This is a genomic window from Fulverythrobacter fulvus (assembly GCF_037154085.1).
In the GTDB taxonomy this organism is placed as follows: Bacteria; Pseudomonadota; Alphaproteobacteria; order Sphingomonadales; family Sphingomonadaceae; genus Andeanibacterium; species Andeanibacterium fulvum.
Genome location: NZ_JBANRM010000001.1, coordinates 855,860 through 879,466 on the forward strand (window position 1 = coordinate 855,860; position 23,607 = coordinate 879,466).

The following is a 23,607-nucleotide window of genomic DNA, read 5'->3' on the forward strand; positions in this document are numbered from 1 at the left end:
GCGGGGCCGCCATGAAATTCCGCCATCTCGTCCTTCTGGGCACCGGACTGGGTCTACTCCCCCTTTCCCCCCCGGCCGGTGCCCAGTCCCTCGACGAAGCGACCGCGATCGCGCTGGAGCATTCTCCCGCGATCGCCGGGGCGGATGCGCGGGCCGAGGCGGCGGCAGCCCAGCTCGATTACGCCAGGGCGCAGACCCGCCCTGACCTCAACGCGCAGGGCCAGATCGGCTTCGGCCGGATCGATCCGCAGGGCTTCTTCGGCCTTTCCGCCGATGACGTGACGCCGCGCACGGCGCAGGTGACGGCGGAAATGCCGCTACTCACTTTCGGGCGCACCGGCGGCGGGATCGACGCGGCGCGTGGCGGCTCCAAGGCGGCCGAACTGATGGCGCGCCAGACCCGGCTCAATCTGCGGGTGGAAGTGGCCGCCGCCTATGCGGAAGCCATTTCGGCCAAGCGCCTGCTGGGCAGCTATGATCTGCTGCGCCTGTCGCTGGCCGAAGTGGTCCGCCAGTCCGAACTGAAATTCAAGGTCGGCGCGGCGACCTCTACCGATCTGGCCCAGGCGAAGGCCCGGCTGGCGGAAGCCGATGCCGGTTATGCCGCCGCCGACGGGCGCCTGAAGGCCGCCATGGCAGGCCTGCGGACGTTGACCGGCCTCGATGCCGTGACGCTCGACGAAGTGCTCCCCGCCCCGCCGCAGGTGCCTGCGACGCGCGAGGAAGCCATGGCGATGGCACTGGCGGGCAATCCGCAACTGCTTGCCGCCGAAAAGGCTGTCGAAGCGGCCGAGGGCAAGCACCGCATGGCCAAGGGCGAAGCGCTGCCGATGGTCGGCGCCTATGCCGAGGCCGCCAGCGTGAGGGACCAGTTCTTCCCCGGCTACGCCGCGGATTCCTATTCCGCCGGGCTGAGGGTGAAGTGGAACTTCTTCTCCTCCGGCCGCAACAGCGCCAAGGCGCGCGCTGCGGGATCGGAAGCCGATGCCGCCCAGGCCGATTACGACATGGCCCGCCTGCGAACCGAGCAGGCCGCGATCACGGCGCATGACGGATATGAAACCGCGAAGCTGATGCTGACGGCCGCCGAAGCGCGGCAGGCCGCCGCGAAAGAGGCTCTGCGCGGAACCAAGCTTGAAGTCGAAGCAGGAGCGAAGCCGCAACTTGCCCTGCTCGACGCCCAGCGGGAAGCGATCGAGGCCGAGGCCGCCCTGTCCGGCGCGCAGGGCCGCGTGATCGCCGCCGCATACCAGTTGCGAGCCGTCGCCGGCATGGAGTGACCCCGGCTCTCCCCCCCTTGTGCGGGGTTGCCGGCCGGCGGCGGTTCGCTTGGTTTCCTGCCCGGAGATAACGGGTGAAGTGTCACCCTCGTGTTACACAGAACGACCTGTGAAAGGTAGTGTGTAACACCCCCTGTAAGCCGCAGTTTCGAGCCGTTTTCCGGCCGCGAGTGCGCGCGGAAGTGTGACTTTCCATTTCGGGTTTTCGTGCAGGCCGATCGAGGGCGGTGACGCTTGAGCGAGGCGGCGTTCGAGGCGCAAGGAAAGGCTGGGGCAAGGCGGTTCATCGCGCAGGATAAACGCCATTTGGGGGCCTGTAGGAAAGTGTTTTCCGATGCGGGCAGCATTGCCCCGCTCGTCATCCCAGCGAAAGCTGGGATCGTTCGCCTTTGAGTGGATGCCCAGCGCGCAAGCCAGCCCCCAAGCCACCAGCGATCCCAGCTTTCGCTGGGATGACGAAGGTGTGAGCAGCCTGACGCCTTACCTCACACCTTCAGCCACAGCCTGATGCCATAGGCCACCGCCCCCAGCACCGTAACGCTGCCAACCCACAGCGTCGCCATCCACAGGAGGCGGCGCCACAGGGGCGCGTCATCGGCGTCCAGATGCGGGACCTGCCCCATCAGTGATACCCCTCGCTGCCCACCTTCCCACGGAAGACCCAATAGGCCCAGCCGGTATAGGCAATGATCAGCGGCATGGTCAGGCCCACGCCGATCAGCATGAACACCTGGCTGCGCGGCGGCGCGGCGGCATCCCAGATGGTCACCGTATCGGGCACCACGAAAGGCCACATGGAAACGCCCAGCCCTGCCATGCCGAGCAGGAACAAGCCCAGCGACAGCAGGAACGGCGCCGCCTGCCACTGCTTCTTCAGGCCCCACAGCAGGAAGCCCGCGATGATGGCCGTCAGCAGCGGCACCTGCGCGGCGAACAGCACATTGGGCATGGCGAACCAGCGCTCCCAATATTGCGCGTCGAGCAGCGGGGTATAGAGGCTGACCGCGCCCAGCAGGGCCAGCGTGGCAAGCGTCGAGCGCAGGGCCAGCCTGTAGGCATGAGCCTGCGTGCTGCCTTCCGTCTTCCACACCAGCCAGGTCGAGCCGAGCAGCGCATAGCCCGCCACTGTGCCGAGACCGGTGAGGAGGGTGTAAGGCGTCAGCCAATCCCACCAGCTGCCGGCATAGGCGCGGCCGTCCACTTCGATCCCCTGCAGGATCGCGCCGAGGATCATGCCCTGCGACAATGCCGCCACCAGCGACCCGCCGCTGAAGGCCATGTCCCAAAACGGCCTATGGCCCGGATCGCGCCAGCGGAATTCAAAGGCCACGCCCCGGAACACAAGGCCCAGCAGCATGGCGATGACCAGCGGATAAGTGGCCGGAAGGATGATGGCATAGGCCAGCGGGAAGGCAGCGAACAGCCCGCCCCCGCCCAGCACCAGCCAGGTTTCGTTACCATCCCACACGGGCGCGATGGAATTCATCGCCTGATCGCGTTCCTCGCCCACCTTGAAGCTGGGAAAGAGGATACCGATGCCCAGATCGAACCCGTCCATCACCACATAGGCGAAGACGGCGAAGGCGATGATGAAGGCCCAGATGGCGGTGAGGTCCAAGCTCATTCTCCGTCCTCCTTCGCGGGCTGCTCGATGATCGGGCCGCCCACGGCGCGCGCCGGTCCGGGGGTGATGCCCGCCGTGCGGATCGGGCCCTTTTCCGTCCGCCGCACACCCGGTTCATGCACCTTGGGCGCACCATGCATCAGGCGCAGGATATACCAGGTGCCCGTGCCGAAGACGGCGAAATAGACCACCACGAAGGCCAGCAGCGACGCGCCCACGGCAGGCGCATCGAGCGGCGAGGCAGAATCCGCCGTGCGCAACAGGCCATAGACCGTATAGGGCTGGCGGCCGATTTCCGTGACCATCCAGCCCGCGATCACCGCGACAAAGCCCGAAGGCGCCATCAGGATCGCGGCACGGTGCAGCAGCGGCCAGTCATAAAGCGACTTCTTCCAGCGCGCGACGAGGCTCCACAGGCCCAGCCCCAGCATGGCGAAGCCCAGCCCCACCATCACGCGGAAAGCCCAGAATACCGGGCCGACCGGCGGGTGATTTTCCGGCGGGATCGTGTCCAGTCCTGCGAGTGGCGCATTGGGATCGTGCTTGAGGATCAGCGAGGATGCCTTGGGAATCTCGATTGCATAGTCGACGCGCTGTTCCTTGCTGTTGGGAATGCCCGCCACGATGAAGGGCGCCCCGTCCGGGTGGCTCTGATAATGGCCTTCCATCGCCATGACCTTGGCCGGCTGATGCTCCATCGTGTTGAGCCCGTGCATGTCACCGGCGAAAATCTGCACCGGAGCGACCAGCGCGGCCATCCACATTGCCATGGAAAACATCTTGCGCGCGTGTTGGTTCGTCTTGTCCTTCAGCAGGTGCCAGGCCCCCACCCCGCCGACCACGAATGCAGTGGTGAGATAGGCGGCGATCACCGTGTGGACGAGGCGATAGGGGAAGCTGGCGGTGAAGACGATGTCCACCCAGCTCGGCCCCGGCAGGAACTGGCCGTTCGCGCCCATCTCAAACCCGGCGGGCGTCTGCATCCAGCTGTTCACGCTGAGAATCCAGAAGGCCGAAACCGCCGTGCCGCCCGCCACCATCAGGGTGGCGATGAAGTGCAGTTTCTTGCCCACGCGTTCCAGCCCGAACAGCATCACGCCAAGGAAGCCTGCCTCAAGGAAGAAGGCGGTCAGCACCTCATAGGCGAGCAGCGGGCCGATGACGGGGCCCGCCTTGTCGGAGAATTCGGCCCAGTTGGTGCCGAACTGATAGGACATGACGATGCCGGAGACGACGCCCATGGCAAAGGCCACCGCGAAGATCTTTAGCCAATATTTGAAGAGGTCGAGATAGATGCCCTTGCCCGTCTTGAGCCACAGCCCTTCGAGCACTGCGAGATAGCTTGCCAGCCCGATCGAGAAGGCGGGGAAGATGAAATGGAAGCTCACCGTGAATGCAAATTGCACTCGTGCAAGCAACAGCGCGTCTGCCTGATCGAACATGGATCACTTACTCCCGGCCGCGGCCTGTTCGTTGCGCCAGCGGTAGTAGGTTTTCTCCGAAATGCCGAAGACGCGGCAGCTTTCGGTAACTCCTCTACCCTCGGCGATCATCCGCCCGATGGAGCGGCATTTTCGGTCCTTGTCAGCGATCGCGGCCATAGCAGATAAGCCCTTTCTCTTCCTATGGTTTGGCGCATGATTATCCCGCAAGCGCGATTGCGCTGCGTGCAAGCATGTAGAGGGCGACAGCCATGATCAGCCCCGAAAACAGGGTGTTGAGGCGGCCCTTCTGCGCCGAAAGGCGGCGCGAGGCGGCAGTGCCGGCAAAGCTGCCCACTACACCGCCTGCAATGAACACGCCTGCCAGCGGCCAGTCGACCAGACCGGAAAAGGCATAGGAAGCAGCAGTCGCCACGCCGAAGGCCGTGACGGCCACCAGCGAAGTGCCGACCGCGCGGTAAATCGCCATGGATGTGGAGGCGACCAGCGCCGGAACGATCAGGAACCCGCCCCCGATCCCGAAGAAGCCGGACAGCGCGCCAGTGCCGAAGCCATAGGACAGAACCTTGCCCATATTGTCGCGATTGCAGGCGACGTTTTCCGGCCCTTCCCCGCTGCGGCCGCGATACATGGCAATGGCCACCACGATCATCAGCAGGGCGAACAGGAACAGCAGCTTCTGCCCGTCCACCGCCTTGCCCAGAGTCGAGCCCGCCAGCGCGCCCAGCACTCCGGCCGTGGCGAAAGTGCCGCCGCAGCGCCAGTTGACGTTATGGACGCGGGCATGGTTCGCAAGCCCTGCGAGCGCGTTGGCCGCGACTGCCAGCGCGCTGGTGCCGATGGCCACGTGCGGGCTCTTCACCCCCACGACATAGACCATCAGCGGCACTGCCAGGATCGACCCGCCCCCGCCGACAAGGCCGAGCGTGAAACCCACTGCCACGCCGCTCAGGATCGCGAGGATATAGTGGATCTGGTCGATCATGGCCTGCCCGCCTCCGTCAGATCGCGTTGACCGGAATCTTGATGTAGCTCACGCCGTTTTCCTCCGGCTCGGGCATGTGCCCGGCGCGGATATTGACCTGCACCGAAGGCAGGATCAGCCGAGGGACGGCCAGTGTCGCGTCGCGTTTGGTACGCATGGCGACGAACTCTTCCTCGCTCACCCCGTCATGGACATGGACATTGCCGTCCCGCTCGGCACCCACACTGGTCTCCCACGCATAGGTGTCGCGCCCCGGCGCCTTGTAGTCATGGCACATGAACAGCCGCGTCTCGCGCGGGAGAGTCAGCAAGCGCCGGATCGAGCGAAACAGGCGCGCCGCATCCCCGCCGGGGAAGTCCGCCCGCGCCGTGCCGTAATCGGGCATGAACAGCGTATCGCCCGCGAAGCCCGCATCGCCAATGATATAGGCCATGTCCGCCGGGGTATGGCCCGGCACGTGCAGCACGATCCCTTCCAGATTGCCGAGGCGGAAAGTCTCGCCATCCTTGAACAGATGATCGAATTGCGAACCGTCGCGGGCCATGTCCGGCCCGGCGTTGAACAGCTTACCGAACACGCCCTGCACGGTGACGATATGCTCGCCAATCGCCAGCTTGCCGCCCAGCTTCTCCTGCAGATAGGGCGCGGCAGAGAGGTGGTCTGCATGGGCATGGGTCTCGATCAGCCAGGCGACCTTAAGGCCCTGTGCCCGGACGTAATCGACGATCCGGTCGGCCGAGGCATGGGAGGTGCGCCCGGCGTCCGGATCGTAATCCAGCACCGGGTCGATCACGGCAGCCTCGCGGGTCGCTGGATCGTGCACGACATAGGACACGGTATAGGTCGGCTCGTCGAAGAAGGCCTGCACCACCGGGCGCAGCGCCGGTTCCGCCTGCGCGCGCGCAACCTGCGCGGATGCGGCTTCAAGCGGGCGGTCGATTTGCGGGGCAATGGCAGTCATGGAGTCTCTCCTGCTGAACATTAGTTAGTTCTAATGTTCTAAATCGTCAAGGAGAGATCTCGCCCCTTCCCCACCGGCCTTCCCGGCGATAGCCTGCGCAAAAGACAATCAAGTTGCGAGAGGATCCCGATGCCCGCCCCCACCGTGAAGCTCAGCTTCTTCAAGCTCAATGTGCCCGACATGGACGCGGCGCTAGCCTTCTATCGCGGAGTGTTCGGGTTCGAGATTACCCAGACTTTCGACGAAGATGCGTTCCTCGAACACATCATGGCGCTGCCCGGCCAGGAAGCGGGGCCCAACCTGCTGCTGGTTGCCTATAAGGACGGGCGGGACGTGTCGGTCGGCCCCGGCCATGGCCCGGTCGGCCTCGTCACCGACGATATCGATGCACTCTGCGCCAAGGCAGTCGAAGCGGGTGCGAACCCGATCGTTCCGGCGTTCGAGATGGGCGCGGTCAAGGTCGGCATCGTGCTCGATCCCTGGGGGCACGAGCTGGAACTGCTGCAGTTTCCGGCAGGCTGACCCGCTGCCTCAGAACGGCGCGAGGTCGAGCGCGATCTTCGTCAGTTCGGGCAGGAAATCGTCATCCTCCAGCCGCAGCGGGCCGGGCCCGTTGATGATCTGGTTGTTGATGACCGAATTGAACACCTGCCCGGCAATGGCCAGCCGGCGCCGTTCGCCTGCATCGAACTGCCTGCCGGCTGCCGCCTCTACAATGCCCAGCGTCATCACGCCGACCCGCTCGCGGAAGGAATGATAGGTGGCCCAGAATTCGGGATCGGCGGCCGAGCGTTCCAGCGCGGCGTGCCACAGGTTCCGGTTCTCGACGATACCGCGATAACCGCGCGCGAGAATCTCGGCATAGATTTCCGCCGGAGTGCCGTCGGCAGTGACCTTTTCCCGCCAGCCGAGGGAATCCCGGAAATAGGCTGAAAGCAGGACGTGCAGGAAATCGTCCTTGCTGCCGAAGCGCTGGTAGAAAACGCCCACGGAGCGCCCGGCCTTGCGGGCCAGTTCGGCCACCGAAAGCTCGGCATAGGTCTTTTCCCGCAGCAATTGCAGCGCCGCCTGGATGAAGCGTTCCGCCGTCTTGCGGCTGCGTTCCTGCATTGGAGCGGGCATGTCCCACTCACCCATCGCAACGGGATGCTTGACGCCTAAATGAGAACCCGTATTCATATTAAGAGGATGGCCCCGTTGCGGACTGCACGCAAGTCGCAAAGACTACATCGCGTCTGGCCGGGAAAGGCAAGTCCCGGGCGGAATTTTCGGAGAGGAATGAAGAACATGGCTGAAGGTGCGGAGCACTCCAACACGAACCGGGCCGCGATTACCCGCCGCACCGCCGTGGCCGGGCTGGCCGGGGCGGCCGCGCTTTCGGTGCTGCCCGGCTGCTCCGCGCAGAAGGCCGGGACCAGCGGCAAGCCCAACATCCTCTACATCATGGCCGATGACATGGGTTATGCCGACCTCTCCTGCTACGGCCGCCGCGAATACAAGACTTCGAATATCGACCGGCTGGCGGCGGAAGGCATCCGCTTCACTCATGCCTATGCCAACAGCGCGGTATGCACCGCCACGCGCGTGGGCCTGATTACCGGCCGTTACCAATATCGCATTCCCGTGGGCTTGCAGGAGCCGCTCGGCCCTGGCGACGTGGGCCTTCCCCCGGAACACCCCACCCTGCCCTCGCTGCTGCGCAAGGCCGGCTACAAGACCACGCTGGTGGGCAAATGGCACATGGGCAATCTTCCCAAATACGGCCCGCTGCAAAGCGGCTATGACGAATTCTGGGGCCTGCGCGGCGGAGGCGTAGACTATTTCCGCCACGGCTTCGGCGATGCGAAAGACCTGTGGGACGGCGACACCCCGGTCGAGAAGACCGGCTATATGACCGACCTGCTGGGCGATGCCGCCATCGCCGCGCTGGAGCGCCGGGCCGAGGACAAGCAGCCGTTCTTCATCTCGCTCCACTTCACCGCGCCGCATTGGCCATGGGAGGCCAATGACGAGGAAGGCAAGGCCGAGGCGGACCGCATCGCCAAGATCCCCGGTGGCTTCAGCCATTACGATGGCGGCACGATGGAGACCTACAAGAAGATGATGCTCTCGCTCGACGAGAATGTCGGGCGGGTACTCATGCGGCTCAAGGAACTGGGGCTGGACGAGAATACCGTGGTAGTCTTCACCAGCGACAATGGGGGGGAGCGTTTCTCCGACAATTGGCCCTTCACCGGCCGCAAGACGGAACTGCTCGAAGGCGGGCTGCGCATTCCCGCTATCGTGCGTTGGCCGGGCGTGACCAAGGCCGGCACCACCAGCGAAAGCGAGATCATCTCGATGGACTGGCTCCCCACTTTCCTCGCCGCTGGCGGAGGCAAGCAGGACCCGGCCTTTCCCAGCGATGGGCGCGATATCCTTCCCGCGATCAGGGGCGAAACCATGCCCGAACGCACACTGTTTTGGCGCTTCACCAACAAGGGCCAGGAAGCGGCGCTGCGTGGCCGATGGAAATATCTCAAAATCGCCGGAAACACCTTCCTGTTCGACGTCTTTGCCGATCCGCTCGAGCGCGCCAATCTGAAGGACCGCTACCCAGCGCGCTTCGCGGAACTGCAGAATGCCTATGCCGAATGGAGCAAGGGCATGCTGTTCGATCCCAATGCCCCCAGTTACGGCTTCACCGGCCAGCAACTGGCGGATCACTTCGGCATCGACAGCTAGGGGAACCGCACTGCGGCTTGGACCCCGCCCGAGGGGTCCCGGGGGTGGGCCAAGAGGGGGGTTGCATTGCGGCAATGTCTGCCGCTGCAGCTCGCCCGCCCCCGGCTTCCCTTGTCCTCAGTTCCTCGAAGCGGCTCTGGGCCCGAAAGCGGGCGCGAAGATTCCCAAAGCCACGATCAGCACTGCCACTGCGACTGCCATGGTGGCGATCAGCGTCATGATCGTCTCCAGCGGCAGCATCATCCGCAGCGCGGCAGCACCGGCAAAGGGCGCCAGCACGATGCCGGCCACGCGGCCCCAGCCGCCTGCCCAGCCGATCCCGCTCGAACGCATTTCGGGCGGGTAGCTCAGTGTGGCGAGATTGTTGATCCCCGTCTGTCCACCGACCTGCGTGAAGTTCCACACGATCAATGCGCCAAGGAATATCCCGCTGCTGAACGGCACCTGCCCCAGCAGGAACAGGGCGACTGCCTCAACCAGGAAGAAGGCCGCGATCAGCCAGTAGGGGTTCACCCGGTCCATCAGGAAGCCCATGATCAGCGTGCCGGTGGCTCCGCCGATGAAGGAGATCATCGCGGACACGGCGAATTCCTGAATCGGAATGCCACCCAGTTCCTGGAAGAACGTGGCCATCCAGTTGGTCAGCAGCGCGATATTGCCGAGCGAGATGAAGCACGCGACCCACAGGATCATCGTCTGCAGGAAATAGGGCTTGTGCAGCAGAGCCAAGGGCCCGGCGCCGCTCTTCTCGCGAGGCGGCCTGTTGCCATATTGGAAAGTCGATCCGGCAGAAATCGGCGCACTCGCATCGAGGAGCTTGATCGTGGCCGGGATCTTCGGGTCCTGCGGATTGCGGGCCAGGCGGAAAGCAAGCGATTCCGGGATCAGCATCAGCAGTGGCACCGCCACGAAGCCGAGCACGCCGCCGACCCAGAAGCCGATCTGCCAGCCATAGAGATCGAGCAGCCAGGCCGCGATCACCCCGCTGGCGGCATTGCCTGCCGAGAACAGCACCAGCGCCATGGCCATGAAGCCAGCACGCCAGCGCCGCGGCGTCATTTCCGAAAGCAGTGCCAGGCCGATGGGCAGCATGGCGGAAAAGAAGATGCCGGAAACGCCGCGCAGCACCGCCATCTGCGTGACCGTCTGGGCATAGGCGCCCATGATCGAGAGCACGCCGAAGCACAGGGCGCACAGGCCCAGCACCGGACGCCGCCCCACCTTGTCGGCCAGCGGGGGCATCAGGAACGCGCCCACGGCCATGCCGACATAGGTCCAGAAGATCACCACATCCATGTCGGCCGGCTTGGCATCCAGCCCATGCGCGATGGCAGGCAGGATCTTGCCGAAGAAATACATGTCGAAGCCGTCGATGAAGAGGACCAGCGAACAGACGACAAGCATCATCACTTCCCGGCCGCCGATACGGCGCCCGTCAATGAAGGCTTCGACGTCGAAACGATTCTCCTGCGCGCCGGGTATCCCGGCCGTGCTGCTGGCCATCAGGCTTATCTCCCCCAAATTTCGCGGATTTATTCGCGATTAGCTTTTGCGGGAGAGTGGCCGCGCGGCACTGGCGCGTCAATCAGAGTTTGACGCCGACAACACCGCCCGGCGACGCAAAACCTCAGGCAGCGCGCTGGACAGTGTTGCGACCGGCTTCCTTGGCTTCGTAAAGTGCGGCATCGACGCGGGCGAGCAGGTTGTTGGCATCGTCCCCTTCCCGCCACAGCGCATAGCCGACACTGGCGGTGACCTGCGGCAGCCCGCCTTCGGCGCTTTCCTGCTCGATCGCGTGACGCAGCCTCTCGGCCGCAGCCTGCGCCTCTTCCTGTCCCGCGCCGGGCAGCAGCCAGACGAATTCCTCGCCGCCCATGCGCCCGATCAGGTCGCTTGCGCGGGCCTGCGCACGCGCGATGTCGGCAATCCGCACCAGCACGTCGTCGCCGGTCTGGTGGCCGCTCGTATCGTTGACCCGCTTGAAATGGTCGATGTCGAACAGGATCAGCGCGGTGGGCCGCCCGTCCTGTTCCGAACGGCGGATACACTTCTGAAGCTGAGTGATGGTGCGGCGGCGATTGGCAAGGCCCGTCAGCGGATCGGTATGCGCCAGATATTGCGCTTCCGCTGCAAGGCGCATGGCGCGCGTCCGCTCCTTATCCAGCGCTTCCTGTCGCTGGTGATGTTCCGTCACATCCATCACCACGCCGAACATGCAGGCCAGCTGGCCGCTTTCGGTGAATTCGTTGGTCGCATACATCTTGAGGATGCGCTCGTCGCCCGTGGGCGGACGGATGCGATATTCGAAGCTGTAGCGCGCGCGGTCCTTCGCATGATGCGCCAGCTGGCCGAACAGTTCCGCGCCGCCGTCGGGCAGCATGGCGGTAAGGTCGCCCGGGTCGCGCCCCAAGGTCGGGTCGAGCCCGTTGATGAGATACATCTGGCGCGACCAGTCCTGCTCGCCGGTGCGCGGATCGTAGCGCCAGCGTCCGATCCGGCCGACTTCCTCGGCCATGTTGAGCATCAGCAGGTTCTCGCGCATGCGGGCATTGCGCGCCTTGAGCCGCAGGGCGAGCCGGTCATTGTCGAGCAACAGTGCCGCCAGCGGCAGCGAAGTGGCCATCATCAGCAACATCACGAGCTGCAGGATGATCCCGGCCTCGAACGGCGTGAATTCGAGATAGGAGGCCGAGGGAGTGTGCCCGCCGATCGAGCGGAGCGTGCCGGCCAGACCGAAGACGAAGGTCCCCAGCGAAGCGCCGATCTGGCCATACCGGGTCACGATCAGGACGAGCGCCGACACGACCACTGCGATCAACGAGACGTGGCTGAAGCCCAATGCCATCCACGAGAGGGCAAACAGGGTGATCATGGAGATTATGAGCCACACCGGCCGCCGTTCGGCGGCGCTCCGCTCACCCTCGCGGCGGCGACGCAGCCAGTCATGCAAATAAAGCAGGATCGGCGCACCGACCGTAGTGCCCAGCGTGGTGGTCAATATCCACCAGATGAATTGCACGGAATCCTGATGCGGCCGGAACGGCAGGGCAATGATCCCGCTCGCCAGCGAGCCGAGGACCACGCCCAGGAATAGCAGGGTCATGTCGCGCAGCCGCAGCGCCTCGAGCTTGCGGCGGCCGATCACGAAATGCGCGATGGTGACGATCACCACCGGCTCCACCAGATTGGCGACGAGATAGCCGAGCGAATCGCCGAACCCGACGCCCACCCAGGCATTGAAGACCAGATTGCCCACTGCCAGCGCGGCAATCACCGGCAGGCGTTGCCCGCGCTTTGCCACATAGAGCGCGGAGACGGCCAAGGCACTGGGCAGCCACAACAGCAGCACAGCGCCACCGGCATCGCGCAGCGAAACGGAGGCCATCGCGCTTGCCAGCCAGACCAGCGCCACCCCCGCCGCAAACAGCCCGTCTTTGACGATCTTGCTGTCCAATGCCTCCTCCTCAATCGTCGACGGATAACCGCGAGGAGTGAAGCTATGGTAAACCGAACGGCTACCGTTTTGCGGACGGCAAAAGAAACGGGCCCCGTGCCGAAACACGGAGCCCGCTATCCTACCCAAAATCGGGTCAATTTATCAGGCGGCGTCGGCCTGACGCTGCTGCGCTTCGAGATTGAGCATCTCGGCCAGCAGGAATGCCAGTTCGAGCGACTGCGCCGCGTTGAGACGCGGGTCGCAATGGGTGTGGTAACGATCGGCCAGACGTTCGTCGGTGATCGCAACGGCACCGCCGGTGCATTCGGTCACGTCCTGCCCGGTCATTTCCACATGGATGCCGCCGGCATGGGTTCCTTCGGCCCGGTGCACCGCGAAGAAGCCCTTCACTTCCGACAGGATGCGGTCGAACGGACGGGTCTTGTAGCCGCTTTCCGCCTTCACGACATTGCCGTGCATCGGATCGCAGCTCCACACCACCGGATGGCCTTCACGCTTCACGGCCCGCACCAGCTTGGGCAGACCGGCTTCCACCTTGTCATGGCCGTAACGGCTGATCAGCGTCATGCGGCCGGCCTCGCGGCTCGGGTTCAACGTGTCGAGCATGCGCAGCAGAGCGTCCGGCTCCAGGCTGGGGCCGCACTTCATGCCGATGGGGTTCTGCACCCCGCGCAGGAACTCGACATGGGCCGAACCGTCGAAACGGGTGCGGTCGCCGATCCACAGCATGTGCGCGCTGGTATCGTACCAGTCGCCGGTGAGCGAATCCTGCCGGGTCAGCGCCTGCTCATAGGGAAGCAGCAGCGCCTCATGGCTGGTGTAGAAGCTCGCGCTCTTCAGCTGCGGCGCGTGTTCCGGATCGATCCCGCAGGCTTCCATGAAGTCCAGCGCCTCGCCAATGCGGTCGGCGATGTCGCGGAACTTGTCGGCCCAGGGGCTGCGGCCCATGAAATCGAGCGTCCACTTGTGGACCTGACGCAGGTTCGCATAACCGCCGCCCGCGAAAGCGCGCAGCAGGTTCAGCGTCGCCGCCGACTGGCTGTAGGCGCGGATCATCCGCTCCGGATCGTTGCGGCGCTGGGCATCCTCGAAATCGATGCCATTGATGATGTCGCCGAAATAGCTCGGCAGTTCCTTGCCGCCGATCGTCTCGGTGGGGGCGCTGCGCGGCTTGGCGAACTGGCCGGCCATGCGGCCCACCTTCACTACCGGCTGTTTGCTGGCGAAAGTCAGCACCGCAGCCATCTGCAGCAGCACGCGGAACGTGTCGCGGATGTTGTTCGGGTGGAACTCGGCAAAGCTTTCGGCGCAGTCCCCGCCCTGGAGCAGGAAACCGCGGCCATGGACCACTTCGGCCAGTTCGGCCTTGAGAGCACGCGCCTCGCCCGCAAAGACGAGCGGCGGATAGGCCGACAGCGTATCCACTGCCGCATCCAGCGCTTTTTCGTCTTCATAGACCGGAAGGTGCTTCGCTTCGAAGTTCTTCCAGCCCTCGGGGGTCCAGCTCTTAGCCACTTTTTGTCTCTGCCTGTTATGGGAAGGCGGCGCAAATAGGCGCTCGCGCGCCAGATTGCAAAGGTTACACTCTCAACTACTCTGATCGATATATTCGATCTCAGGGAGCCAGCGGCATGGGCGCCGCGGAAGCCGCCGCTGCTCCGGCCCCGGACGGGGCCGAACGCGCCAGTTGCTGGCCCTGCGGAATCACCGCCACGCGCATCCCCTGTCCGGCGGGGAGGAAGTGACCGGCGAGTTCCTTCATCCGTTCCGGCGTGGTCACCGTGAAGTCATCGAACAGCGAACCGACGGTTGCGATCCGCTCCGGCTGGGTCGTCACTCCTTCGACCAGGTTCATCCAGATGCCATGCGCGGAAAGCGAGCGCGACAGCTGCTGCAGGATCGGCTCGGTCACCCGGACGATCTCGTCCTGATCCGGGCCGTTCTTCGCCAGATCGGCAGCGATATTGTCAGCCACCGCGAAGAATTCGGGCACCATCTCGGGCTTGAGCTGTGCCAGCGCCATGAAGCGCCCGCCACTGTCGATATCCGTCGGCCAGCTGGCCATGACGAAGGGCGTATAGCTTGCCCCGGCCTTCTCGCGCATCGCATCGAGCAGGCGGTTGTTGTAGATATCGCCCAGCACCGTCAGTTCGCGCGATACCGGCACGCCTTTTACCCCGCCGCCCAGCGGCCAGGCGACCACGGCGGCGGCCTGATCAGCCTCGCCATTGTGATGCAGCACCACCGGTTCAGCCGGCACGGGCGAGAAGGACACGCCCCGCGCCAGTGCCTCGGGCGGGATTGGCGCGCGCGGCGGCAGGGCGCCGAAAGTGCGCGCCAGTTCCGCCTCGGTCGCTGCCGGATCGATATCGCCAAAGACCATCACTTCCACCGGCCCCTGCCGCAGCAGCGGTTCCCACACATGGCGGAAGCCCTCCGGAGTCGCCCCACCCAGCTGGGCCGGGGTCGGGGTCGCGAAACGGGCATCGCGATTGTCGAGAATCCAGTCGAGATCGCGGTTCATCACGCTCATCGGATCTGCATTGAGGCTGTCATAGCCCAGCTGCCCAAGTGCCTTGGCACGATCGAACGCAGGCACATCCCAACGCGGCAAGGCCAGCTTTGCGGCAAACAGCCACAGTTGGTCGGCCAGATCTTCCTGCCGGGTCTGTGCCTCGAATTGGAACGCGCCATTGTCGATCGAGAAATCGAAGCCGAGCTTGCGGCCCGAGGCAATGGCATCGAGCTGCGAGGCACCGAGCGGCCCAAGGCCCGAGGCGACCAGCGCCGACTGGCCCAGGCTGATATAGGGCGCATCCTCGGCCGCGAAGGCGCGATAACCGCTGCCGAACCGCACGCGCACCGTAATCCGCCCCGGTTCGTTATCCGTCCGCCAGACCAGTGCATGAACGCCATTGGCGTAATCGAGCTGCTCGATCTCGCGCACGCCGATCAGGTGGCGCGAGACGGGCTGCGCCGGCGTGCCGATGGTAGGCATATCGGCAAAGCTCAATGCCCCGGTGGCGACACGGGCGCCATTATCGGCTGCGACCGGTTCCAGCAGAGCGCTGCGAAGCTGCTCTTCCGTGACCTCGCCAGCCTTGGGCGTCAGCAGGATCGCGCGGGTCACCGTGCCCTTGAAGAGCTGCTTGGAATGCTCGAACACTGCCTGCGGCGTGAAGCGGCTGCGCATCTCGCGCAGAACATTGAGGAAGGTTTCCGGAGAGGCGACCGATTCCCGAATGTCGACCGCATTGACGAGATCGTCGGCCAGCCGGGCTCCGGGCTGGTTGATGCGCTGATCGTACATATCGGCGAAGGCCACGTCGATTTCGGACAACTCGCGAGCAATATCTTCCTCGCTCGGCGGCGTTTCCAGTGCATCGGCGATCACTGCCCGCACGTCGTTCAGCGCGGCCTTCCAGTCATTGCCCAGAGGCGTGACATTGATGAAGGTCACATTGGCGGAACGGCTCATTTCCCGGCGTTCCACGCTTGCGAGGACGAAGCTGCCCCCTGCGCGGGAACGCTCCATCAACCGCCGGTTGATGATCTGTTCGGCAACCCGGTCGATCATCAGCTGGCGGTTATACTCCAGATTGTCGGTCGGCTTGCCCCAGGGCCGCAGCACCGCCACGATGATGCCGCGCGGCAGATCGGGCTCCACCATCACGCGCGTCTCGCCCATCGGGCTGTCGAGGCCTGCGACCTTGGGCGCGCCCTTGGGGGCGACGGGCTTGCCGAAATCGGGCGCCTTTGCCGGTGCGCCCTTGCCCTTCCAGTCGGAATAATATTGCTCGATCAGCCGGGCGAAATGGTTGGGATCGCCATCGCCCACGATCACGATGGTAGTGTTTTCGGGGCGATACCAGCGGCTGTGAAATGCCTTCAGGGCTGCGCTTGTAGCAGCCTGGAGAGTTGCCTCCGTCCCGGACGGCGCGCGGGTCGCCAGCAGCTGGTCCTTGTAGAACAAGGCGCTCGACGCGTCGGAAAAGCGCTTGCCCGGCCCGCCATTCTCACGGTTTTCCGCGAGCACGATCGGCACTTCGGCGGCAATGTTCGCATCGCTCAGCAAGGGCTCGCGGATCATGCCGGACAGCAGCTTCATGCTCTCATCCAGCTTGGCGTCGGTCGCGTCAGGAAGATCGAGCTGATAGGCTGTCTGGGTGGGCGAGGTGATCGCATTGGTATCCGATCCCAGCCGTGCACCCAGCCTCTGCCAGGTGGGAATCGCCTGCCCGTTGGCGAGATATTTCGACTCGCGGAAGGTGAGGTGCTCGATCAGGTGGGCAAAGCCGCGCTCGCTTTCCTGTTCGTTGAGCGAGCCGGCGTCGATGCGCACTCGGATCGAAACCTGCTGGCCCGGCACGAGATTCTCCCGAACGGCGTAGCGCAGCCCGTTGGGCAGTTCGCCGAACAGCCAGTCCTTGTCATGCGGGATATCGCCGCCGCGATAGATCCACGGATCGTCGGGCTTGAGCGATGCAGGCGGAACCGTTGCGGCAGTCGACGGGACGAATACAGTCGAAACCTCGTCCCGCGCCTGCACTGCGGGAGTGACCGCAACCAGCAGGGCAAGGAAGGGCGCAAGCAGCCGCACGGCGCGCGAGTGGATATTCATGGCGTCCTTTTAAGGAGTGAGGGCATGAAGGGATAGTGAATGGTGCAAAACAAGCTCTACCTTGCCGCACCGGGGCCCTGCGCCTAAATTCACTCCCATGTATATCGAGACAGAAACCACGCCGAACCCCGCGACGCTCAAATTCCTGCCCGGACAGGCCGTGATGGCTACCGGCACGCGGGAATTCGCTTCACCCGAAGCTGCGGAAGCGTCCCCGCTTGCCGATGCCCTGTTCGGCACCGGCGAAGTGGTCAATGTGCTGTTCGGGCGGGAATTCGTTTCCGTCACCGCCGCACCCGGCGCGGACTGGTCAGCGCTCAAGCCGCAGGTCGTGGCGATCCTGCTCGATCATTTCATCAGCCAGGCACCGCTGTTCCATGCCGGCACTGCCGCCGACATTGCCGTGCCGCCGGAAGACGAAGATCTGGGCGACGATCCGGCCCACGCCGATATCGTGGCGCAGATTCGCGAACTCATCGAAACCCGCGTGCGCCCGGCAGTGGCCGGCGACGGGGGCGATATCCAGTATCGCGGTTTCCGCGAAGGGGTGGTCTATCTCTCCATGCAGGGTGCCTGTTCGGGCTGCCCCTCCTCCACCGCGACGCTCAAGCACGGGATCGAGGGCCTGCTGAAGCATTACGTCCCCGAAGTCACCGAAGTGCGGGCCGCCTGAGATGGGTGAGCCCCTGTCGGACGCCGCGCTCGACCAGCTGTTCCGCACCGCGCGGACCTATAATGGCTATCTCGATAAGCCGGTCGGCACCGAGCAGCTGCACGCGATCTGGGATCTGGTGAAGATGGGGCCGACTTCGGCCAACCAGCTTCCTGCTCGGCTCGTCTGGCTCACCACTCCGGAGGCCAAGGAAAGGCTGGCGAAGCACGCCGGGGGCAGCAACGGCGACAAGATCCGCAAGGCGCCGGTCAGCGTGATCATCGCCATGGACGTGGATTTCCACGAGCAATTGCCGTGGCTCTTCCCCCATGCCGATGCGAAGAGTTGGTTCGACGGGAACGAACCGGGCCGCGAACTTTCCGCCCTGCGCAATTCGACGCTTCAGGGGGCCTATTTCATTCTCGCCGCCCGCGCGCTCGGGCTCGATACCGGCCCGATGTCGGGCTTCGACAATGCGGCTGTTGACGCGGAATTCTTTGCCGATCAGCCCAGGTGGAAGTCCAATTTCATCTCGACTTTGGGCTATGGCGACCCCGCCACCATCTTCCCTCGCAGTCCAAGGCCCGATTTCGAGGTCTTCAACCGCGTGCTCTGACGCGCTAGCGCAGAGCATAATGAAGACACTTGCCATAGATTGCGCCACCGAGGGCTGCTCCGTAGCCCTGTTCCAAGGCGATGACTGGGTTGCGGGGGAGTTCCGCATGCTCGGGCGCGGCCATGCCGAACAGCTGGTTCCGATGATCGCGCAATTGCCCGAACGGGGCCGTACGGACCGGATCTGCGTGTCGCTTGGCCCCGGCAGCTTCACTGGCGTGCGTATCGGCCTTGCCGCCGCGCGGGCGCTGGGCCTTGCCTGGCGGGCGGAAGTGCTTGGCTATCCTACTCTGGCGCTGGTTGCCGCCATGGCGCGGGGAGATAGGGGCACACAGCCGGTCACCGTCTGCATGACCGGCGGCCATGGCGAATGGTTCCTGCAGGACTTCTCGGCGGAAGGCATGCCCGAAGGCCCGCTTGAATCGCTGCGCCCCGATGCCGCGGCAACCCGCCCCTGCCATGCGCTGATCGCCGGGACGCAGTCCGAAGCGCTTGTCTCCGCCAAGGGCAGCGGCGCGGCCCTGCCCCTCTGGCCCGAGGCAGGGCACCTGCCCCTCCTGCCGGCCGCGCTGCTCACTCCGGCGCTTTCCCCAATCTACGGCCGCGCGCCCGATGCCCGCCTGCCGGGAGCGGCGGCATGAGTGCCCCCAAAGATCCCGTCGATCACATCATGGAAGTGATGGAAGGCGCGTTCGATCCCGCCTTCGGCGAAGCTTGGACCCGCAGGCAGGTCAGCGACGCGTTGATCATGGGGAATTGCCGCCATCTTTTGCTCGATGCCGATCTGCAAGTTCCTGATGTTTTTGGGAAAGCGGCAGGATTTACTCTTTCGCGAGAAGCTGCGGGCGAAGAAGAGCTGTTGCTGATCGCGGTCCTGCCCGATTTCCGGCGAATGGGAGTCGCTTCCGCGCTGATGGAGCGCCTGATCGCCGACGCGCGCATGCGCGGAGTGACGCGCATGTTCCTTGAAATGCGCGACGGCAACCCGGCAGAGGCGCTCTATCTCCGTCATGGATTTGAGCCTGTGGGTCGCCGTCCGAATTATTACAATCGGGGTTCGATTGCCGGGATCGACGCCATTACCTTTGCGTTAGGGCTTTAGATCATAAAGGCTTAACTTGACCGAGGACGACAGTTCTTCACCGTTCCCCGCACTGCACTTGAATTTCGAATTTGTTTCATGCAAGGCGCCAAATCCGGTCCCATACCGGAAAAACACGTAAGCGAGCCCCCCTCTCGCTGGAATTGAGGACATTATGGACACCATCGAAAATGACATGACCGAGACGCTGATCACGCTCACCTCGGATATCGTCGCAGCTCATGTCAGCAATAATAGCGTCGCGGTCGAAGAACTTCCCAGCCTGATCCAGAATATCTACGGCGCCCTCGCCGGTCTTGGCCAGAAAGTCGAACCCGAAGTCGCTCCGCTGGAACCCGCCGTTTCTGTCCGTGCGTCCGTGAAGCCCGACTACATCATCTGCCTGGAAGACGGTAAGAAGATGAAGATGCTCAAGCGCCACCTGATGACGGCCTACAACATGACGCCGGAGGAATATCGCGCGCGCTGGAACCTGCCCGCCGATTACCCGATGGTTGCCCCCAATTATGCGGAAAAGCGCCGCGAGCTGGCCAAGAAGATCGGCCTCGGCCGCAAGCCCGGCCAGAAGCGCGGTCGCCGCAAAAAGGAAGCCTGAGTCTCACAAAGTCTCACTGCAGGTTGAAAAAACGCCCCATGGGTCTACAACCCGTGGGGCGTTTTGATTGACGGGGCTAGCGTTGAATCAACCCATTGATATTGAGCAGCTCTGCAACGAGCGGGGACTGCGGATTACCGAGCAGCGGCGCATCATTGCCCGTGTGCTTTCCGAAAGCACGGATCATCCCGATGTCGAGCTGCTGCACGAGCGCGCCTCCGCGATCGATCCCAAGATCTCGATCGCGACGGTGTACCGCACCGTGCGCCTGTTCGAGGAAGCAGGCATTCTCGACCGGCATGATTTCGGCGATGGCCGCGCGCGCTATGAAGCCGCGCCCGAGGCCCATCACGATCACCTGATCGATGTCGAATCCGGCAAGGTCGTGGAATTCGTCGATCCCGAGCTGGAAGCCCTGCAGCGTGTGATCGCCGAAAGGCTGGGCTATCGCCTGGTCGATCACCGCATGGAGCTTTACGGCGTCCGGCTCGACCGAGAGGACTGACGGAACGGCCGTGATGAGTGGCGCCCTTGCCCTCGATCCGCCCCGTATCAAACCGCTCGGCTGGCTGCTGATCTCCGTCAGGCTCGTGCTGATGGTGGCCCTGCTCGCCCTGTGTCTTCCGCTGCATGGATTGTGGAAAGCGCTGCGGCTGGACCGGTTCTGGCCGCGCGTTTTCCTTACCGGAATCGGCGCGATCTGCGGCTTGCAGATCGAACGGCGCGGCCGCCCGGTGCGCGGCGCGCTGCTGGTTTCCAATCACGTGAGCTGGCTCGACATTCCCGCCCTCGCCCAGACGGCGGGCAGCGCCTTTGTGGCGCATGACGGGCTTTCGGCCTTTCCCCTGCTCAAGTTCCTCTGCCGCCTGAACGAGACGGTGTTCGTCGCCCGGCACGACCGGGCCAGCATCGCCCGGCAAGTGGAGGATGTGCGCCATGCGATCGACCATGGCGGCACGCTGACCCTGTTCGCCGAAGGCACCACCAGCGACGGGACCGGCCTGCTGCCGTTCAAGAGCGCGCTGTTCTCCGCCGTCAGCCCCTTGCCGGAAGGCGTTGCCGTCCAGCCAGTGCTGCTGGCCTATGACGAAGTGCCCGGCATTGCCTGGGTGGGCGAGGAACACGGGCTCGACAATTTCAAGCGCATCCTCGCGCGGCTGCGGCCGCTGCATCTGACTGTGCATTTCCTTCCGCCGCTTACGGGCGAACAGCTTGCCAGCCGCAAGACCATGGCAATCGCCGCGCAGGAGGCGCTGCATCGGGCACTGGCCCGCTGAGCCGTCACCCCCTTCACTCCGGCCCGCATTTCCCCTAAACGCCGCCGCCATGCGACAGAGCCCGCCCCCCCGGACCTACAGGGTCAAGAGCTTCGGCTGCCAGATGAACGTCTATGACGGCGAGCGTATGGCCGAACTGCTGGCCGAACGCGGCCTTTCCGCCGCGCCCGAGGGCGAGGATGCGGATCTGGTCGTGCTCAATACCTGCCACATCCGCGAGAAGGCGGCAGAGAAAGTCTATTCGGACATCGGCCGCCTGCGCCGCGAGGACGGGTCCAGCCCGCTGATCGCCGTGGCCGGCTGCGTTGCGCAGGCCGAGGGCGAGGAAATCATGGCCCGCGCCCCTGCCGTCTCCATGGTGGTCGGCCCGCAAGCCTATCACCGCCTGCCCGAGATGCTCGAAAAGGCCACCCATGGCGAACGCGCGACCGATACGGACATGCCGGCCGACGCCAAGTTCGCTGCCCTGCCCGCCCGCCGCCGCAGCGGGCCGACCGCTTTCCTGACGGTGCAGGAAGGGTGCGACAAGTTCTGCACCTATTGCGTCGTCCCCTATACGCGCGGCGCAGAAATTTCCCGTCCTTACAAGGATCTGATTGCCGAAGCGCAGAGGCTGGCCGAAGCCGGGGCACGCGAGATCACCTTGCTCGGGCAGAATGTGAATGCCTGGACCGGCGAGGACGACAAGGGCCGCACCCTCGGGCTCGACGGTCTTATCAGGGCACTCGCCAAGCTACCGGAATTGCAGCGAATTCGCTACACCACCAGCCACCCGAACGACATGACCGACGGCCTCATCGCCGCCCATGGCGAGATCGACAAGCTGATGCCCTATCTGCACCTGCCGGTACAGAGCGGCTCCGACCGGGTGCTGAAGGCGATGAACCGCAGCCATACGGTCGACAGCTATCTGCGCCTGCTGGAACGTGTGCGTGCCGCCCGGCCCGACATTGCCTTGTCCGGCGATTTCATCGTCGGCTTCCCCGGCGAGACGGATGCCGAGTTCGAGGAAACACTCGGTCTCGTCGACGCCGTCGGCTATGCCGCCGCCTTCAGCTTCAAATATTCCCCCCGCCCCGGCACGCCCGCAGCGACGATGGCGGACCAGATCGCCCTTTCCGTGATGGACGAGCGTCTGCAGCGCCTGCAGGCCGCGCTCAATCGCGACCAGCTTGCCTTCAATCAGGCTTCCGTAGGCAAGACCTGCACTGTGCTGGTGGAGCGCAAGGGCAAATACCCCGGCCAGTGGCTGGGCAAGTCGCCCTGGCTGCAATCGGTCCATTTCGAGGGCGAGGCCGCGATTGGCGACATCGTGACGGTAGAACTGGCCGAAGCGGGGCCGAACTCGATTTCCGGCCGCCTGCTGCAACCCGCCATTGCCTGAGCCGCTACGCCTTCACGCCAGGATCATTGGGCGAGATAGGCCCCGTCCACCGGATAATAGGCGCCGGTCACGAAGCTGGCCGCGTCGCTGAGCAGGAAATTGGTCAGCGCGGCCACTTCCTCCGGTTGCCCGAGACGACCGATGGGATGCATACCCACCAGCGCGGCGCGCGCCTCGTCCGTCATGGCATTTTCGATCAGCGGGGTTTCGATGAAACCCGGACCAACGGCATTCACGCGGATACCTTGGGCGGAATATTCGAGCGCGGCCGACTTGGTCATCCCGCACACACCGTGCTTGGCCGTGACGTAAGCTGCCGCCCCGCGCCAGCCGACCGAACCCAGGATCGAGGCCATGTTGACGATGGAGCCGCCGCCGCTGCGCAGCATGGCCGGTATCTGGTAGCGCATGCCATAGAACACGCCGTGCAGATTCACGCCGATCACGCGGTGCCAGTCCTCCAGCTCGATCTCGCCCACCGGCTTGTCGGCCCCGGCGATCCCGGCATTGTTCACGGCAAGATCGAGCCTGCCGAACTGCTCCACCGCAAAATCGACCATGGCCTTCACCTGCGTCGCATCGGCCGTATCCACCTTGAAGGCCAGCGCGCCATTGCCCGCTTCCGCCGCGAGTTTCTGCGCGCCCTCCAGATTGTAATCGGCCACGACCACCCTCGCCCCATGCGCTGCCAGATCAAGCGCGATCGCCGCGCCGATTCCCGATGCCCCGCCGGTGACGATGGCTACCTTGCCGGAAAAGTCCTGTGTCATGGGTGCTCTCCAATGCTGCCTGTAGGATATACGGATAGATGCCTGAGCAGTTCTTTCCCTGTCATGACTCAAACCGGCAGACTGCTCCCAGCCCGACGCACAAAAGCAACATCCGCGT

23 protein-coding genes are annotated in these 23,607 nt (G+C 64.5%); 11 read left to right on the plus strand and 12 right to left on the minus strand.

Annotated features, from left to right (window positions below; translation table 11 throughout):
* The first annotated feature begins 11 nt into the window (after positions 1–11).
* Positions 12–1,280 carry a TolC family protein gene (locus WFP36_RS04155; RefSeq protein WP_336978111.1) on the plus strand — a complete coding sequence of 423 codons (1,269 nt, stop codon included), beginning with the start codon at positions 12–14 and terminating at the stop codon, positions 1,278–1,280.
* Between the two features lie 485 nt (positions 1,281–1,765).
* On the opposite strand, the gene WFP36_RS04160 is transcribed toward WFP36_RS04155, so the two are convergent.
* The 6 genes from WFP36_RS04160 to WFP36_RS04185 are packed head-to-tail and all read right to left on the minus strand — an operon-like array spanning position 1,766 to position 6,292.
* Positions 1,766–1,903, minus strand: a complete 138-nt coding sequence (locus WFP36_RS04160; protein ID WP_336978112.1) for a DUF2474 domain-containing protein — start codon at positions 1,901–1,903, stop codon at positions 1,766–1,768.
* Positions 1,903–2,904: a cytochrome d ubiquinol oxidase subunit II gene (cydB, locus tag WFP36_RS04165; protein ID WP_336978113.1), complete on the minus strand. Its 1,002-nt coding sequence runs from the start codon at positions 2,902–2,904 to the stop codon at positions 1,903–1,905. The genes WFP36_RS04160 and cydB overlap by 1 nt, the downstream gene beginning before the upstream one ends.
* Entirely contained in the window at positions 2,901–4,346 is a 1,446-nt protein-coding gene (locus WFP36_RS04170) for a cytochrome ubiquinol oxidase subunit I (protein WP_336978115.1), read from the minus strand. Before WFP36_RS04170 ends, cydB begins: the two co-directional genes overlap by 4 nt.
* 3 nt (positions 4,347–4,349) lie before the next feature.
* Positions 4,350–4,505: a helix-turn-helix domain-containing protein gene (locus WFP36_RS04175; RefSeq protein ID WP_156313580.1), complete on the minus strand. Its 156-nt coding sequence runs from the start codon at positions 4,503–4,505 to the stop codon at positions 4,350–4,352.
* A gap of 40 nt (positions 4,506–4,545) precedes the next feature.
* Positions 4,546–5,331 (minus strand): sulfite exporter TauE/SafE family protein, encoded by a 786-nt coding sequence (locus tag WFP36_RS04180; protein WP_336978119.1) that lies wholly within the window; start codon positions 5,329–5,331, stop codon positions 4,546–4,548.
* A gap of 16 nt (positions 5,332–5,347) precedes the next feature.
* Positions 5,348–6,292 carry an MBL fold metallo-hydrolase gene (locus tag WFP36_RS04185; RefSeq protein ID WP_336978120.1) on the minus strand — a complete coding sequence of 315 codons (945 nt, stop codon included), beginning with the start codon at positions 6,290–6,292 and terminating at the stop codon, positions 5,348–5,350.
* 129 nt (positions 6,293–6,421) lie between these two features.
* On the opposite strand from WFP36_RS04185, the gene WFP36_RS04190 reads away from it, so the two are divergent.
* Positions 6,422–6,814 (plus strand): VOC family protein, encoded by a 393-nt coding sequence (locus WFP36_RS04190; RefSeq protein ID WP_336978122.1) that lies wholly within the window; start codon positions 6,422–6,424, stop codon positions 6,812–6,814.
* Positions 6,815–6,823: 9 nt separating this feature from the next.
* Here the strand turns inward: WFP36_RS04190 and WFP36_RS04195 are convergent, their stop codons facing one another.
* Positions 6,824–7,414: a TetR/AcrR family transcriptional regulator gene (locus WFP36_RS04195; RefSeq protein WP_336978124.1), complete on the minus strand. Its 591-nt coding sequence runs from the start codon at positions 7,412–7,414 to the stop codon at positions 6,824–6,826.
* A 165-nt stretch (positions 7,415–7,579) separates the two neighbouring features.
* Here WFP36_RS04195 and WFP36_RS04200 point away from each other — a divergent pair, with 165 nt between their 5' ends.
* Complete coding sequence (locus WFP36_RS04200) at positions 7,580–9,016, plus strand: sulfatase family protein (protein WP_336978125.1); 1,437 nt, start codon at positions 7,580–7,582, stop codon at positions 9,014–9,016.
* 117 nt (positions 9,017–9,133) lie between these two features.
* On the opposite strand, the gene WFP36_RS04205 is transcribed toward WFP36_RS04200, so the two are convergent.
* The 4 genes from WFP36_RS04205 to WFP36_RS04220 form a co-directional block, all read right to left on the minus strand.
* A complete protein-coding gene (locus tag WFP36_RS04205; RefSeq protein WP_336978126.1) occupies positions 9,134–10,519 on the minus strand; it encodes an MFS transporter in 1,386 nt (461 codons plus the stop codon).
* Between the two features lie 124 nt (positions 10,520–10,643).
* A complete protein-coding gene (locus WFP36_RS04210; protein ID WP_336978128.1) occupies positions 10,644–12,470 on the minus strand; it encodes a sensor domain-containing diguanylate cyclase in 1,827 nt (608 codons plus the stop codon).
* A 144-nt stretch (positions 12,471–12,614) separates the two neighbouring features.
* Positions 12,615–13,988: a class II 3-deoxy-7-phosphoheptulonate synthase gene (locus WFP36_RS04215; protein ID WP_336978130.1), complete on the minus strand. Its 1,374-nt coding sequence runs from the start codon at positions 13,986–13,988 to the stop codon at positions 12,615–12,617.
* A 100-nt stretch (positions 13,989–14,088) separates the two neighbouring features.
* Positions 14,089–17,094, minus strand: a complete 3,006-nt coding sequence (locus WFP36_RS04220) for a M16 family metallopeptidase (protein ID WP_336978132.1) — start codon at positions 17,092–17,094, stop codon at positions 14,089–14,091.
* Positions 17,095–17,191: 97 nt separating this feature from the next.
* Here WFP36_RS04220 and WFP36_RS04225 point away from each other — a divergent pair, with 97 nt between their 5' ends.
* The 8 genes from WFP36_RS04225 (at position 17,192) to miaB (ending at position 22,719) form a co-directional block, all read left to right on the plus strand.
* Positions 17,192–17,767, plus strand: coding sequence for a NifU family protein (locus WFP36_RS04225; protein WP_336978133.1), 576 nt, complete (start codon positions 17,192–17,194; stop codon positions 17,765–17,767).
* A 1-nt stretch (position 17,768) separates the two neighbouring features.
* Entirely contained in the window at positions 17,769–18,362 is a 594-nt protein-coding gene (locus WFP36_RS04230; RefSeq protein WP_336978134.1) for a malonic semialdehyde reductase, read from the plus strand.
* 19 nt (positions 18,363–18,381) lie between these two features.
* Positions 18,382–19,002, plus strand: coding sequence for a tRNA (adenosine(37)-N6)-threonylcarbamoyltransferase complex dimerization subunit type 1 TsaB (gene tsaB / locus WFP36_RS04235; RefSeq protein ID WP_336978137.1), 621 nt, complete (start codon positions 18,382–18,384; stop codon positions 19,000–19,002).
* Complete coding sequence (locus WFP36_RS04240; RefSeq protein ID WP_336978138.1) at positions 18,999–19,463, plus strand: GNAT family N-acetyltransferase; 465 nt, start codon at positions 18,999–19,001, stop codon at positions 19,461–19,463. Before tsaB ends, WFP36_RS04240 begins: the two co-directional genes overlap by 4 nt.
* 154 nt (positions 19,464–19,617) lie before the next feature.
* Positions 19,618–20,058, plus strand: a complete 441-nt coding sequence (locus WFP36_RS04245; RefSeq protein WP_336978140.1) for a Ros/MucR family transcriptional regulator — start codon at positions 19,618–19,620, stop codon at positions 20,056–20,058.
* 82 nt (positions 20,059–20,140) lie between these two features.
* The gene (locus WFP36_RS04250) at positions 20,141–20,563 is read left to right on the plus strand and encodes a Fur family transcriptional regulator (protein WP_054530366.1); all 423 of its coding nucleotides are present in this window, start codon (positions 20,141–20,143) and stop codon (positions 20,561–20,563) included.
* A 13-nt stretch (positions 20,564–20,576) separates the two neighbouring features.
* The gene (locus WFP36_RS04255; RefSeq protein ID WP_336978142.1) at positions 20,577–21,335 is read left to right on the plus strand and encodes a lysophospholipid acyltransferase family protein; all 759 of its coding nucleotides are present in this window, start codon (positions 20,577–20,579) and stop codon (positions 21,333–21,335) included.
* 49 nt (positions 21,336–21,384) lie between these two features.
* Positions 21,385–22,719, plus strand: a complete 1,335-nt coding sequence (miaB, locus tag WFP36_RS04260) for a tRNA (N6-isopentenyl adenosine(37)-C2)-methylthiotransferase MiaB (RefSeq protein ID WP_336978144.1) — start codon at positions 21,385–21,387, stop codon at positions 22,717–22,719.
* A gap of 23 nt (positions 22,720–22,742) precedes the next feature.
* On the opposite strand, the gene WFP36_RS04265 is transcribed toward miaB, so the two are convergent.
* On the minus strand, positions 22,743–23,489 hold the full coding sequence (locus tag WFP36_RS04265; protein WP_336978146.1) for an SDR family NAD(P)-dependent oxidoreductase: 747 nt from the start codon (positions 23,487–23,489) through the stop codon (positions 22,743–22,745).
* Positions 23,490–23,607 lie beyond the last annotated feature (118 nt).